Consider the following 14,376-nt stretch of genomic DNA (forward strand, 5'->3'; position numbering starts at 1 on the left):
CTCCGTTTGTTATCTGTTTACGACGTGTTTTTTCATCATTTTGCTTCCAATGAAAGCGCCGAGAAGTACGGCCGCACCCGTTGCCGCAAGGATCAGCGCAATCGGAGCGCCTGCGAGCATCTGACTGGCCTTTTCATAAAGCGCAATATCCGCGCCTGTTTTCGCAATCATTTCTTTCGTAGACTCGAAAGCGATGGCATAGGGGTAAACCGTGCTGGTGAAAGCATTGATCACCTGCATGATCACGTAGATAATGCCAAGGGTTTTCATTTTTCCATAGCCTGTTTTAGCCAGCAGCACCTCGCCGATGATGCCTGCAGCAATCGATCCCAAGGCATAGATAAGATTCATCCCCGCGACACCCGAAATGATCGCATAAAGAAGGATCGCGCCTTTTTTGGGGACTTTAATCCCGATCATCATAAAGAATATTCCCTGAACAAGCGAAACAAAAACGGAAAAAAGCAGGATAAACACAGGAATTACATATAGGAAACTAAACGCAAAAAAGATCACCGCGCTGCACAGCGATAACAGGGTAACCGTTATGATGTCTCTGACTTTCATGTTGCCGATTTTTGAATTTTCCATAATCATTTCTCCTTTATTTTATAATTTGATAAACCGCCATAAGAACAGGAAGAATTATGATAAGAACGTAATCCCGGGCTGTCATTTTGCAGTCTATATACGAATGTTTTCTGCATTCCAGCGATATTCCCCTCGTTCCCGCAGAAGCCGATAAAAACTCTGCTATTCTGATAACTCTGAACATCATCGGAACCACCAACATCTCCACGTAAGCTGGGATCCTTTTTATTTTGTCCGAAGGCTTCGGGAAAAAACTCCGAGTCCTCAACGCCTGCATGGCTATCTTCATATCATTCCGGATCACCGGAAAGAACCGGAAGATCACCGACAGGATCAGAATCGCTTTCTCCGATACCCGCATTTTTCTCATGGCAGCAATCAGTTTTGATGCGCCGTCCCCCGCAAACAACATATCAATTGCCATCCCCACAGGGATGAAGCGCAGAAAAAAAATTAGAGATGATATTAAGCAGAAGCGCCTTTGTGATCCACGGAACCGCTGCCAAGAGAATAAAGACCGGAACATACGTCACAATCTGCCTGAACTGCCGGTTCACCAACGCAAGAATCAGCAGACCGGTCGTGATCGCCCCATGAATGAGCGTGTTCCCCGCAAAGCAAAACACCAGGGAAACGATCAAATAGGCAAGATAAACGCGTATATCCGTAAAAACCCTTGCGGCCTGTTTCGCAACTTTTCTCACGTTATCTCCAAGACTGAAAGAACGCTTCATATAGTCCCGCAGACGGGCGAATGCGCCGTCGCCGCCAAGGACAAAGCGATGGTTTATTTCCCCTTCCCGGATAGATATACAGTCCGTGCACACCCTGGCGATCAATTCTATATCGTGGGTGATTATGAAGATCATCCTCGTCTTCGCCATTTCCTTTATCAACGCGGCGCAGGCCTTTAAGCTCCGGCGATCCATCCCCGCCGTAGGCTCGTCCAGCACGACGATCTTTTTTCGGGAAAAATACGCCAGTATCAGCGTCAGTTTTTGCATCTGGCCGCCGGAGAGGGAAAAAGGATGTCGGTTTCTGCACGCCCACAGATTCATTTTTTTCAGGATCTGCTCTACCTGCAGCTCCATAGACGCATCATTCTTCCATACGTTCTTTATTTCATTCATGACAGAATTCGAGAAAAACTGAAACTCCGATTCCTGCATGACCAACATTGACTTTTCTGTCATCTCCTGTTGTTTTATCGGCACGCCGTTAAAGGAATATTCCCCTTTCCCGGCTTTCAGCAGTCCGCTGATGCACTTGCCGAAAGTTGTTTTTCCGCTTCCGTTAGCGCCGATCACCCCGGTGACGCTGCCTGTACGGCATTTATATGAAACATCGGACAATATAGCGTTATCGGAATCGTATCCAAAGGACAATCCTCTGATTTCAAAAACATCTTCAACTGTATGGTCTTGATTTTGTTGTGATCTTTGGGGAAGGATGTCATCGAGATCCGTGCTTCTCAGGCCAAGTTCATCCAGTTCTTTTTCTGAGAGCCTGCCGAATTCCGCCGCACTATACTTGCGGCGTATTTCTCCGTTTTTCATATACCAGTATTCATCCGTCAGATCTTTCAGAAAATAGAGTCTGTGTTCGCTGATCACAAGGGTCTTTCCTGTTTCCTTGATGTCCATCAGTAGCCGGGAAAGCCGCTTAATTGCAGCGGTGTCAAGATTCGCCGTCGGTTCGTCAAGCAGAATCGTATCCGTATCCATAACCATCGCCGAGAGAATGGCAATCAGCTGTCTTTCTCCGCTCGAAAGCATGAAAACAGAACAGCCTCGCAGTTTTTCAAGACCGAATCTTCTGAAAACTTCATCTGTCTTTCGAACAATCTCAGCATGAGACAAGCCGGTGTTTTCCAATCCGAAAGCTACCTCTGTCGTGCTGTTCACCGTAAAGAACTGACTTCTCGGATCCTGAAATACCGAAGACACCTTTTTGCTCACCTCACCGATGGAACACTTTGAAATATCTTCCCCGCCAACCCAGACAACACCTGTAAGCTTGCCCTCATAAAATTCCGGAACCAGGTGAATGATGCATCTGAGCAAGGTTGATTTCCCACAGCCGCTCTCGCCACAGAAGCATGTACATCTGCCTTTTTTATATTTCCGTCAACGCCGTTCAACGTGTTTTTTTCGTCATTTGAATATTTAAAACCTATGTTGAACTCCACTGAATTTTCATCCATTATCGCCTTTCCTCTGATATTAGGTATATCTAATTTATGTTTTAAAAAAAAGAAGGGCCGACATTCCCTTATATATTTTTTAACATTTGAACTGCAAAATGTCAATGTCAACCACAGACCTGAAATGTTCAAAGACCGTGTTTCTCATAACGCCCCTCCTAAAATGATCTTTTGGCAAATAATCATTTTGGAAGATTCTCCCTACCACCTATCTTTTACCGCACCCTATTTCTTTAAGATCGCTGGAGCCCGCATTTAACGCATCGTTTTCTTCATACAAAAAACACCGGCATCAAAATGTCGGTGTTTTTACGGATCGGTCACGGGCATTACAAAATATCGATGATCTCCCCGGAAAGGGCTTTGTTCATGCTGCGCACGGCACAGAATTTACCGCACATGCTGCAGGCCTCGCTGTGATCGTCCTCCGGCGCGCGGCTGTCGCGAATGGCCCGGGCCGTTTCGGGATCCAGGGCCTCAGCAAACTGTGCCTCCCAATCTAGAGCCCGTCTGGCATCTCCCATGCGGTCATCCTGATCGCGGGCGCCGGGCACGCCCTTGGCAATGTCCGCCGCGTGAGCCGCGATGCGGCTGGCAATAATGCCCTGGCGCACATCCTCCCGATTGGGCAGCGCCAAATGCTCCGCCGGCGTCACATAACACAGAAACGCCGCGCCGTTCATGGCGGCTGCCGCGCCGCCGATGGCCGCCGTAATGTGATCGTATCCCGGAGCAATATCCGTCACCAGAGGCCCAAGCACGTAAAAAGGTGCCCCCAGGCAAAGCGTCTGCTGAATTTGCATATTGGCCGCCACCTGGTTCAGCGGCACGTGGCCCGGCCCTTCCACCATCACCTGCACATCCTTGGCCCAGGCGCGGCGCGTCAGCTCGCCCAAGCGCACCAGTTCGTCAATCTGACAGATATCGGAAGCGTCCGCCAGACACCCCGGCCGGCACGCATCTCCGAGACTCACCGTCACATCGTGTTCCCGGCAGATGTCCAAAATTTCGTCGTAATATTCGTAAAAGGGATTTTCTTCACCGGTCATGCTCATCCAGGCAAACACCAGGCTGCCGCCCCGGCTGACGATGTTCATCTTGCGGGCGTTGCCCTTGATCTGCGCGATGGTATTGCGGGTGATGCCGCAGTGCAACGTCACAAAATCCACGCCGTCCTCCGCGTGCAGGCGCACCACGTCGATAAAATCCCGGGCCGTGAGCGTGCCGAGATCACGCTGATAATGAATCACCGCGTCATAAACCGGCACGGTGCCGATCATCGCCGGACATTCCGTGCAGAGCTTGCGCCGGAAAGGCTGGGTATTTCCGTGACTCGACAGATCCATAATGGCATGGGTCCCAAGATTCACCGCATCCATCACCTTGTCCATCTCTGCGTCATAATCCGCCACGTCGCGGCTGACGCCCAGATTCACGTTGATCTTAGTGGTCAGCATGCTGCCGATGCCATTGGGATCAAGCCCCCGGTGACCTGGATTGGCCGGGATTACCACTTTGCCTGCCGCCATCAGCGCCAAAAGTTCCTCGACCGTGCGCTTTTCTTTTTGAGCCACGGCCTCAAGCTCCGGCGTCACCACGCCGAGCCGCGCCGCTTCCATTTGTGTGTGATACATTTTTGCCATGATTGCCTCCTGCTTCTCGTGCTTAACCGTTAACGATTGAAGGCCCCGGAAGCAGCGGCCGGGAGCGATCCCCCGCAGATTGCGTTTCCGGCGCCTGGCCGAGATCCGGCCTGCCGCGCGCGCTGCGCACGGTTTTTTGCGGCCAAAAGTGGTGCCCCCGGTTGACCGCGCACAGCAAAAAAGGATACACCTGAACAGGCATATCCTCAAAGTTCCACGATGGTCCCTCCGTTGGCATTATCCAAATCAGGTGTATGGGTCGAAGCGAATGCTTCCTCTCAGCCGTTGCCAGCTCCCCTTTTTCTGTATTTACCGATTTTATTGTAACCCTTCTAATCCCGGATATCAAGCCTCAATCCATATTTTTAAGCGCGGTATCCATCGGAATTTTGCGGATACGCCTGAAATCGAGCACGGTCACGGCGGCATAGCCCGCAAAAACAGCGATGAACATTTTAATTTGCGCGCTCGACGGCATATAAAAACTGAACCAGCCATCCATCGTGTTGATATAAGCCACCCAGATCAGCCGGATCAAAAATCCGGCAACCAAAAGACCGATCAGCTCTGCCAGCACGATGACCCAGGTCGTCGCAATCAGATACAAAGCGGCAATTTCCCGATCCTTATAGCCTAAGATCTTAACCATGGAGATGGCACTGGTGTTGCGCTCAATAATAAGCTTGGTCAGCAGATAAATGAGCAGCGCCGCAGCCACGACGCAGGCGTATTGGAAATAGAGCATATAATTGCCCATGGAGTGATTGAGCTGACGACTGATTTTCGTCACGCCGCCGCGGTCAATGGTCGTCGCAATAAGGCGGCTGTCGATGTCTTTAACCTTTCGATTGGAAAAGTAGCCGTTAAAATGGTTCGTGTCGTAACCGAAAACGGTGTTAAAGCGCCGGTTCGGCATGAAGACCGCCATGGTGCTCCCGCCCTTGGTAAAGCCCGCAACCTTAAAATGGTAGCGCTTGTGCTCATATTTTGCCGAAAGCGTCACGCGATCGCCCTTGCGATAGCCGAACTTTTTCCGAAAGCCTTCGGACAGATAGACCTCGCGGCCCTTCAGGCGGCCGATCGCAGAGACATAATGCGAATGGGGAGCGATGCCGTACGCCGTGATCGTTTCCCCCTTGCGCACGCCGGACACCGTCTCCAATTCCGTCATCGAGAAAACTTCCGCCCCTTTGGTTGCCGTCAGCACCGGCGCTTTTAAAATCGTCTGGTAATCGGCGATCATCGTCCCGGGGGCCTCCTGCTGATAATGCCTCAGCGTCGAGGGAAAGCCCGTCGCAAGATACAGGAGCAGCATCACAAAGGTAATGCCCAAAACAAGCACCAGATAGCCTGGCAGGTTCTGCAAAATGATGCGCAGCCGAAAGCGGCGGATAAACCGAATGCGCGGCAGCCGTATGGCGCGTTTTTTCTGTTTTCGGGTCAGATCGCCGCGGAGAAAAGCCAGAGGGGAAAAGCTGAGCTTCTGTGCCAGCACCGCCACGTTGATGAGCATCATCAAAATAATGGGCACCACCGTCGTCATCACGAAAGCGTCGCTGCTGATGAGCGGCACAAAGGTCGGCAGGCTGTAACTATTGTAATACATCCCTTCGATAACGCCCTTGAGCACCGTGTAGCCCAACGCGTTACCGACCGCCGCCGCCGCCAGGGTGACGATCAGCGGCATGGTCAGGTAATGGCGCAATAGCTCTCCCCGGCTATAGCCCGAGGCGCGCAGGGTGCCGATGGCCGCCGATTCCTTGGTTACCGTATTGCTGATGGTCACCGCGAAGATAAACGCCAGCACCACCACCAGGATATCGAGCATGATGCCGGCCATCGTCCGGTCGCTGCCCATGTCGTCGATGGTAAAATTGATCGCCTGGTTTAAATAACGGGGCACAAAATCCGTCAGACGGTTCCCCGAAAGTGCCGCTTCCTTAGCGATGGTATTCATCAGCTTGTCGGCGCGCACTTTTTCCTTGTTATCGTTTTTCGGCGCGCCGCGGTAAATCCAGGCATAATTATAGTGCGTGCTCTGGGGCAGGGCGTCAAAGGTTTCGGCCGTGACCACGGCCACGTCAAAATTGATGGCGTCGAACATCGGATCCGTGTTGTTTTCAAAGAGCGCGGAATAATCGCTGTGGGCCACCAGTCCGGTGACCTTCATCTTTCTGCCGCCGATTCGGATGCGATCCCCCACGGCAATGCCGTTGTTATTTGCGTGCATTCGGTCGATGGCAATTTCGTCGGTTTTTTTGGGCAGACGGCCGGCCATCACATCGGCCTTATTCACCTGACGCCGGACCGCATAAACGCGCACGCGGCCCTGGCGACGTCCGTTTTTCTCGCTGAGCATTTTATAAAAATCAGGATAGAGCCTGATCCTCTGATTTCGCAAGGTTGAAAGCAAGCCGCCATCCGCCGCGTGATCGAGCGCGAAGTGTCCGCTCTCGATGCGATAACGCGAAAAGCTTTCTTTCGATGTCTTGAGCATGCTCCCATTGGCCACATACACCCCCGAGACGAAACCGATGGTGATCACCAGAAAGGCGAAAATCACAAAATATTTTCCAAAATCCGTTTTCAGCTCTCGAAGCAGCCGTTTGCGCAGAGGGTTCGAAATGGTACGTTTTCTCATGGCACTACCAGCTCAGATCGGCAGCGGCCACACGGCTGGCGTTGCGCGTATCTTTTCGAATCCGTCCGTCGAGCAGCGTCACCACGTGATCCGCCATATGCCGGATGGCTTCGTTGTGGGTCACCATGATGACCGTACTGCCAAAACGCCGATTCACGTTCTCGATCAGACCCAAAATTTCCTTGGATGTTTTATAATCGAGGGCGCCCGTGGGCTCGTCGCAAAGCAAAATATCCGGATTTTTAACCACGGCCCGGCCGATGGCCGTGCGCTGCTGCTGTCCGCCGGAGAGCTGGCTCGGCAGCTTGTGCCGATGCTCGGTGAGGCCGAGGGTCTCAAGCAATGCTTCGAGGGGCAATGGATCATCGGCAAGATAAGCGCCGACCTCAATGTTTTCCTCCACATTCAAATTGGAGATCAAATTATACATTTGAAACACATAGCCCAGATGTCTGCGCCGATACTGCGTCAACGCCTTTTCGTTCATCGCGACGGTGCGCTCGCCGTCGATGCCCACAAAACCGCTGTCTGCCGTATCGATGCCGCCGATCACATTGAGCAGCGTCGATTTGCCGGAACCCGACGGTCCAAGCAGCACGCAAAATTCCCCCCGGGCCACCGAAAAATTCAAATCGTGGAGCACTTCGGTCCGCATATCGCCTTCACCGAAGCTTTTACTCAAATGCGCGATATTCAAAAAATCCTTTTCCATTTTCTGTCTCCCGTCTGTTAGCTTTATCTCACTTCATTATACCGTAAAAAAATGATTTCGCAAATCAAATTGTCGTTCCAATAAATGAATAACAGACTACCCTATATTAAGCCTTCTTTTTTAATCAATGCCGCATTGACAGCACGGCAAAAAATCCGGCCACCCCTTTGGGCGCGACCAGATGCTTTAATTCGCAATTGCTCGGCAATCAATCCTTTCATCCGCCTTTTATCTTTTTCAATACGCACATAATTCAAGACCGCGGCGCATTTTCGCCCTTTCATCTTTATTAGGCACTCATTTCGCTGAGAAGTTGCTCATTTTCGAAATTTTTTAAATTTTCTTTTCAAAAGGGCATCGATGGTTTATCATTAAAAAATCTTTTCACCGTCGGCAAAGGAGATGACCATGCAATGCCCACCCAATACGCCTTCAAAAAAGTATCAGCTGTTTTCAGGTGCGGCGTTAAAGCGCCCGGCACCGATAGCCATGCTTTTGGACCATGGGGCAAGGCTTTGCTCACAAATCCTTCACGGATTCCCGGCGGTTTTGTTTTAGCCACGGTTTTTAAAATTCCGGGACGCTTTGCCTTTTATCTATTCCGCAATCTGCCGCCGGTTGGCGCCCTGACCGGAAACGCTATTTTATTTTAAGGACCCTGGTCCTTTCCTGCCTTCGGCCCGACCATCTTATATAACGGCCGGCGCGGCCGACGGCTGAAATGGCTCAACTATCGGGCTTGTCCGGTTCATCTTTTGGTTTTGGGGCTGCTGCGGCTCTGGTTTTTTTAATCGCGCTATTTTCATCCCGTCATTTATTCAACCGCGTATTAAATAATGCAATGACTTTTATTCGCAAAAAAATAAATCCGATCAACGGATTTACTTTTTTGACGCCGCTATTCAAAATCATCGGCACCGAGATAGGCCCGGACCATTTCAAGCTCGTCCTCATAAATGCAGTTAGGAAGGCTGCCGTCATGCATGCCGGCCAGACAGGCATCCATCCCCATCCAGCGCACCGCGGCGACCTCCTCCGGCTGCAGCGTTAAATCATCGACGGTTACCGGATTGGTATAAACAAAGACATGGCTGAGCTCGTTATCCCAAAAAGGATGCCCGTGAAAGCGCGACCTAAATCCCCCGCGATGCGGCCCTAAATAGTGCAGCTCTTCCGGCCTCACGGTCAAGCCCAATTCTTCGCGCATTTCCCGCACGGCCGCATCCATCACTTCGCCGCCGGCCACAATGTGCCCCGCCGACGAAATATCGTAGCAGCCAGGATTCGAATCCTTGCTCTGCGCGCGCCTCTGGAGCAGTACCTCCGGCCCGGCTTCCCCCCGGCGCACGACCCACATGTGCACCGTGCCGTGCAGACTGCCGTCCCGATGGGCAACCCCGCGCTCGCGCACCACGCCGGTCTTGCGGCCGTTCTCGTCCAGCACGTCAAAAAGTTCCATCGGCTTGCCGTTCAGCGCCGCATAGGCCAGCCGATCATGCCCGTCATACATCAGCTTCAATGAAAAAAATCTTTCCGTCTCCATCAGCAGCCGAAAAAATACCCGGTCGCCCTCCCAGAGGTTGAGCCCCCACACGGCATCGCGGTCCACCCAGACCAGTTCCCCTTCGTCACAAGGATGCGGCTCGCCGCTAAAACCGTCGGCCGTAAATAAATGCATGTATTCCGTAACGCCGCCGCCGGAAACAAAGGTCACGATACCCCGAAACCGCCAGGCCGTCAGCGTATAGCCGGTTTCCTCCCAGACTTCGCGCAGCAGGCACTCTTCCGGGCTTTCATCCGTCTCAAAATGCCCGCCGACGCCGATCCACTTGCCGCGGTTCACATCGCGTTCTTTCACCGTTCGGTGCAGCATCAGCACCTGATCGCCCTGCAAAAGATAACAGAGCGTGCTCATTCGCGTCATAGCCGCCTCCTATCGCTGCAAACGGCCATCGACCATGGTCACTTCGTCGATGGTTGCTCCGCCCAGGCAGATCTCGCCGTCGTAAAGCACCACTTCCTGACCCGGCGTCACCGCGCGCTGGAGCTTCTCAAAATCCACAGCAATCGTCGTATCCGATCTCGGCGTGACACGCACCGCCTGATCGGGCTGCCGATAGCGAAATTTAGCCGTGCAGCCAAAGGATGCAGCCGGGGTTTCACCGGCGATCCAATTCATCGCCGAGGCCCGCAAACTGGTGGAATACAGCGCCGGATGCCCCGCCCCCTGCACCACATAAAGCACGTTCTCCGAAAGATCCTTGCGCACCACAAACCAGGGCTCGCCGGTGCCCTGCCCGCCGATGCCCAGCCCCCGGCGCTGCCCCAGGGTGTAATACATCAGGCCGTTGTGTCGCCCCTTCACATTGCCGGAAAGATCTTTGATCAAGCCGGGCTTGGCCGGCAGATACCGACTCAAAAACTGCCGGAAATTGCGTTCGCCGATAAAACAGATCCCGGTGGAGTCTTTTTTCCCGGCGGTAATCAGATGATGCGCTTCTGCCAGACGGCGCACCTCGCTTTTGGGCAAATCCCCAATGGGAAAAAGCGTCTTTTCGAGCTGAGCCTGCCCCAGCTGACAAAGAAAATAAGTTTGATCCTTACCCGTATCTATCCCTTTAAGCATCCGGAAGACCCCGCTCGCCGGGTCGCGGTCGATGCGGGCATAGTGCCCAGTGGCCAGTTTGTCGGCACCCGCGACTTTCATCGCGTAATCCATGAACGCCTTGAATTTGATCTCCTTGTTGCACAACACGTCGGGGTTGGGGGTGCGCCCCCGTTTGTATTCCGCCAGAAAATAGGCAAATACCCGGTCCTGATACTCTTTTTCAAAATTCACCGTGTAATAGGGGATGGCCAGCGCCTCCGACACCCGTTTCACGTCCTCGTAATCTTCCGTCGCCGTGCACACGCCATTTTCATCGGTTTCATCCCAATTCTTCATAAAAATACCGATCACGTCGTGACCGGCTCGCTTTAACTGCAATGCCGCGACGGAGGAATCCACCCCGCCGGACATGCCCACCACAATGCGCATGGTTTATCCTTTCCGCCCTTCCGCGATTTTAAAAATTTCCAGATTCTTTTGTTGCCGTTATTCGACCGTATAATCCGTATAACCCTCCACGTCTTTTTGCCACGCTTCGATCTCTTTATGCAATCTTTGCGAACGGCCGATCATCCAAATGCCAACGACGATGCAGATGACCGCCAAAATCGTCACAAAAAACTGGATGAATCCCTTCGGATTGAAGATGGCCGCCAAGCCAAATCCAATGAGCACCGCCGCTGTCATCACGCGCAGCGTTCCCCAAAAGGGGCTCAGCGCTGCGCCGGCCAGCAGCATGCCGATGCCCAGCGCCATGGCCCAGAATCCGACCAGCGCCAGAAAGAAACCGACGATGAATCCCGGCATCACCGCCAGTATCAAACCGATCACCAAATTAAAGACTCCCCGCCCGGTCGACCATTCTCCGCCCGGCCGTCTGGCGGCGATCAACGCGATCACTCCGACGATCAGCCGCTCGATCCCGATCAGCCGGATCACCACCGACAAAATATGAAAGCCCGGCAGCAATAAAATAGCCGCTCCCAGCACCACCATCATGATGCCCTCGGTTAAAAGGGACTGCCATTGCCCAAACCATTTTTTTATAAAACGCGGCGCGCCGCTGCCTGAAGGCCCTTGTCCGTTCATTGTTTACTCCCTTTGTTTTGATACGTGCCCTTATTATAGAAAAAAGCGGTGACAATGGCAAATTTTTCGCTTTCCTAATTTTTTTGCTTTCAGCCGGCGCTAAGCCGGTTTTTCCTTTTTAAGACCTCATAGCACACCAGTGCGCTTAAAGTCAGCAGACTGATAACCCCGCCGATCTTAAACATCGGAACGCGGTAGTGCATTTCGATCTTATTTTTTCCAGATTGTAACGGAATTGAAATGAAGCAATCAGCAAAAGTATCCGCTGTTATTTTCTTACCGTTTCTTGTAATCCGCCAGCCGGCCTTATCCTCTGGAACGGACAAAAATAACGCTTCGTCCGTTTTGCCGTCTATTTCGCAAAAAATACTCTTGTTTTTCACTTGAATCTTTTGGGCTGCTCGGCGATTGATTACGGCTGAAGCCTTTCGGAAACGGGACAAGTCGAGCACGAAAAGCTGCTCATCTTTAAAAATAAAGTTTCGGGGCATTGTGACCGTGATTTTCGCCGTGGTTTCGCCTGCCTTTGTCGGAACATAAACCACTGAAGGCGAAAGCCAGCAGGCATAGGCTATCTTTTTGCAGCCGTTTAAATCGATTTGAACGCCGTTATTTTCTTTTTTCCATGGAAAATAAACATAAAGCAAGCCATCTTTAGGAACCTCAATCTGATAAATCTTTTTAAGACCTTTTTTAGTCTTTCTAGTCTCTGCATGATAAACCGCCGGCGTGTAATATTCAGCTTCGATTCCACTTGCCGAGCTGATAATTTTATTTTGATAACCAAAAGGATTCGCAGCGGCCTGCCGCTTTATCTTCTGGACAGGCCGATACGAAAACGCAAAGGGAAAAACATAGGGATTTTGATACACCGTTTTATGATTGTATCTGCCAACACCTTCAACCCGTTTAAATCCTTTAATCGGATAGGACGACAAGACATATTTGGTTCCTGTCAGCGCATCGATCGGAACGACGGAATCATTCACGGCATTCATCGCCTTTGCCCATTCTTTATATCCGGCCCGATCATAAAAGTCAACGACATTCCCGTCATTGGTCGAAGAATACCCTGCATTCGAGGCATAGGCATTGACGAATGCTTCGTTATAATTGGCTGTCGTTCCGGCTCCGCTTTCCCTCATGCGCCGCGTGCTCGTTTCGCCGATCCGATAAAACGATCCGCGATCATAAGTTTTGAGCGCCCGGATCTGCCTGCTGCTGGACTGCACATATTGATGATAAATCCTCACCGTATCCACGTGATATGTTTTCATTAAAATCTTGCGCTGCAGGCCAGCGCACACAGTAACGCAACCCGTTAACCAAATTTCAAGCTTTGCTGTGCTATAATCACCCATTATCCAATGAAAGCCAAGAGGAGTTCCACCCATGAAAAATATTTTAAAAGATTTCGAACCGAAAAATCTGTTTGATGCCTTTGAACAGATCACCCGCATCCCCCACCCGTCTTACAACACCGCGGCCCTGGCCGATTACATTTTGGATTACGCCGCGGCTCACGGCGTCGACGCGCACCAAGACGGCGCGGGCAACGTCATCGCGACGTTGCCCGCCAGTAAAGGCCACGAAGCTGCGAAGCCTGTGATCCTCCAGGCTCATCTCGATATGGTGGCCGACAAGGTGCCGGATTCCCCCCACGACTTTACCAAGGATCCACTGATACTGATCGTCCGGGATGACGATCTTTATGCCGACGGCACGACCCTGGGCGCCGACGACGGCGCGGGCATCGCCATGTGTCTGGCCATCATGGCCGAGCCCGGGCTCGTACATCCCAAGCTTTACATGATTTTCACCGTCGAGGAGGAAGTCGGCATGGACGGCGCCTATGCCCTGAATATGACACCCTTTGCCGACGCGGCCAGCATGATCAACCTCGACTCGGAGAATGAAGGCGAAGCCACTGTCGGCTGTGCCGGCGGCGCCAAAATCCAATGCGTGTTTCCCCTGCGCCGCGTGAAAGCCAAGGGGCTCGCCGCCACCATTACCCTTTCCGGCCTTGCCGGCGGCCATTCCGGCGACGCCATCGATCAGTTCGGTCTCAACGCCAACGTCGCCATGGGGCAGATCCTCGCGACCATCGGCAAAACAATTGACTTCAGCATCATCGATTTAAACGGCGGCACCAAAGAGAACGCCATTCCGACCGCCTGCACCGCCAAACTGATGATCGGCCCCTACGAACGCCTCGAACTCGACCAGTATATCAATGCCCTGCAGCAGACCCTCCGGGAAATCGCCGGCGCCCGGGACCGCAATCTGGCCCTGGCCGTCACCTACGGCGAAAACAAACAGCAGGAGGCCGAAGTTCTTGGGCCGGATTCGGAGGCGCTTCTGCTCTACGCGTTGACCACAGCGCCCAACGGCGTTCAGGCCATGGGCCGTGCCGTTCCCGGCGCGGTGGATACTTCCCTCAACCTGGGGATCGCCGCCACAGAGGGCAAACGCTTCACCATGACCTTCAGCGTCCGCTCGGTCCATAATGCGGCCCGGGATCTGCTTTGCGACAGGCTCATCAACTTCGCCGATTATCTCGGCGGCCGCTCCACGATGACCGGACAATACCCGGCCTGGCCCAGCCGCGCCGATTCGCCCCTGTTTAACACGATGAATGCCATCTGGCAGGCGCGCACCGGCGCGCCCCTCAAACGCGTCACCATCCACGGCGGGCTGGAATGCAGCCTCTTCGCCGACAAACTGCCGAACCTCGACATCGTCTCCATCGGACCGGACAATATGGATATTCACACGCCGAACGAACACATGTCCATCCCTTCTTTTAAACGTACCTATGCTTTCCTTTGTGAAACCATCAGCGCCCTGGCATGACCGGCGCACCAAAAAACCCCTTCGCGGCAAATGGTG

General features: G+C 52.6%; 13 protein-coding genes, 1 pseudogene and 1 riboswitch. Of the genes and pseudogenes, 2 read left to right on the forward strand and 12 right to left on the reverse strand.

What is annotated here, in order from left to right; translation table 11 throughout:
* Window positions 1-9: 9 nt before the first annotated feature.
* From HMPREF0721_RS06485 to HMPREF0721_RS06520, 8 genes and pseudogenes are all read right to left on the reverse strand, one after another.
* Complete coding sequence (locus HMPREF0721_RS06485) at window positions 10-591, reverse strand: MptD family putative ECF transporter S component (RefSeq protein ID WP_040639963.1); 582 nt, start codon at window positions 589-591, stop codon at window positions 10-12.
* A gap of 13 nt (window positions 592-604) precedes the next feature.
* Window positions 605-1,015, reverse strand: coding sequence for an energy-coupling factor transporter transmembrane component T (locus tag HMPREF0721_RS06490; protein ID WP_006598851.1), 411 nt, complete (start codon window positions 1,013-1,015; stop codon window positions 605-607).
* Window positions 1,005-2,234: an ATP-binding cassette domain-containing protein gene (locus tag HMPREF0721_RS06495; RefSeq protein WP_423219056.1), complete on the reverse strand. Its 1,230-nt coding sequence runs from the start codon at window positions 2,232-2,234 to the stop codon at window positions 1,005-1,007. The genes HMPREF0721_RS06490 and HMPREF0721_RS06495 overlap by 11 nt, the downstream gene beginning before the upstream one ends.
* Window positions 2,208-2,696: pseudogene (locus HMPREF0721_RS12595) on the reverse strand (ABC transporter ATP-binding protein); the annotation flags it as partial. The pseudogene HMPREF0721_RS12595 and the gene HMPREF0721_RS06495, both read right to left, overlap by 27 nt.
* A gap of 427 nt (window positions 2,697-3,123) precedes the next feature.
* Window positions 3,124-4,437, reverse strand: a complete 1,314-nt coding sequence (thiC, locus tag HMPREF0721_RS06500; RefSeq protein ID WP_006598854.1) for a phosphomethylpyrimidine synthase ThiC — start codon at window positions 4,435-4,437, stop codon at window positions 3,124-3,126.
* Window positions 4,438-4,643: 206 nt separating this feature from the next.
* Window positions 4,644-4,746, reverse strand: a riboswitch (TPP riboswitch).
* A 43-nt stretch (window positions 4,747-4,789) separates the two neighbouring features.
* Window positions 4,790-7,078 carry an ABC transporter permease gene (locus HMPREF0721_RS06510; RefSeq protein WP_006598855.1) on the reverse strand — a complete coding sequence of 763 codons (2,289 nt, stop codon included), beginning with the start codon at window positions 7,076-7,078 and terminating at the stop codon, window positions 4,790-4,792.
* 4 nt (window positions 7,079-7,082) lie between these two features.
* Window positions 7,083-7,790: an ABC transporter ATP-binding protein gene (locus tag HMPREF0721_RS06515; RefSeq protein ID WP_006598856.1), complete on the reverse strand. Its 708-nt coding sequence runs from the start codon at window positions 7,788-7,790 to the stop codon at window positions 7,083-7,085.
* A gap of 101 nt (window positions 7,791-7,891) precedes the next feature.
* Window positions 7,892-8,074, reverse strand: a complete 183-nt coding sequence (locus HMPREF0721_RS06520; RefSeq protein ID WP_006598857.1) for a hypothetical protein — start codon at window positions 8,072-8,074, stop codon at window positions 7,892-7,894.
* 129 nt (window positions 8,075-8,203) lie between these two features.
* Here HMPREF0721_RS06520 and HMPREF0721_RS06525 point away from each other — a divergent pair, with 129 nt between their 5' ends.
* A complete protein-coding gene (locus tag HMPREF0721_RS06525) occupies window positions 8,204-8,443 on the forward strand; it encodes a hypothetical protein (RefSeq protein ID WP_006598858.1) in 240 nt (79 codons plus the stop codon).
* A gap of 245 nt (window positions 8,444-8,688) precedes the next feature.
* Here HMPREF0721_RS06525 and HMPREF0721_RS11525 read toward each other — a convergent pair whose 3' ends face one another.
* The 4 genes from HMPREF0721_RS11525 to HMPREF0721_RS06545 form a co-directional block, all read right to left on the reverse strand.
* Window positions 8,689-9,714: an NUDIX domain-containing protein gene (locus tag HMPREF0721_RS11525; RefSeq protein ID WP_006598859.1), complete on the reverse strand. Its 1,026-nt coding sequence runs from the start codon at window positions 9,712-9,714 to the stop codon at window positions 8,689-8,691.
* Window positions 9,715-9,723: 9 nt separating this feature from the next.
* The gene (mnmA, locus tag HMPREF0721_RS06535; RefSeq protein WP_006598860.1) at window positions 9,724-10,827 is read right to left on the reverse strand and encodes a tRNA 2-thiouridine(34) synthase MnmA; all 1,104 of its coding nucleotides are present in this window, start codon (window positions 10,825-10,827) and stop codon (window positions 9,724-9,726) included.
* Between the two features lie 57 nt (window positions 10,828-10,884).
* Window positions 10,885-11,487, reverse strand: coding sequence for an HdeD family acid-resistance protein (locus tag HMPREF0721_RS06540; RefSeq protein WP_006598861.1), 603 nt, complete (start codon window positions 11,485-11,487; stop codon window positions 10,885-10,887).
* A gap of 89 nt (window positions 11,488-11,576) precedes the next feature.
* The gene (locus tag HMPREF0721_RS06545) at window positions 11,577-12,764 is read right to left on the reverse strand and encodes a YfhO family protein (RefSeq protein WP_169310222.1); all 1,188 of its coding nucleotides are present in this window, start codon (window positions 12,762-12,764) and stop codon (window positions 11,577-11,579) included.
* Window positions 12,765-12,879: 115 nt separating this feature from the next.
* On the opposite strand from HMPREF0721_RS06545, the gene pepD reads away from it, so the two are divergent.
* Window positions 12,880-14,340, forward strand: coding sequence for a beta-Ala-His dipeptidase (gene pepD / locus HMPREF0721_RS06550; protein ID WP_006598863.1), 1,461 nt, complete (start codon window positions 12,880-12,882; stop codon window positions 14,338-14,340).
* Window positions 14,341-14,376 lie beyond the last annotated feature (36 nt).

Source organism: Pseudoramibacter alactolyticus ATCC 23263 (assembly GCF_000185505.1).
GTDB lineage: Bacteria > Bacillota > Clostridia > Eubacteriales > Eubacteriaceae > Pseudoramibacter > Pseudoramibacter alactolyticus.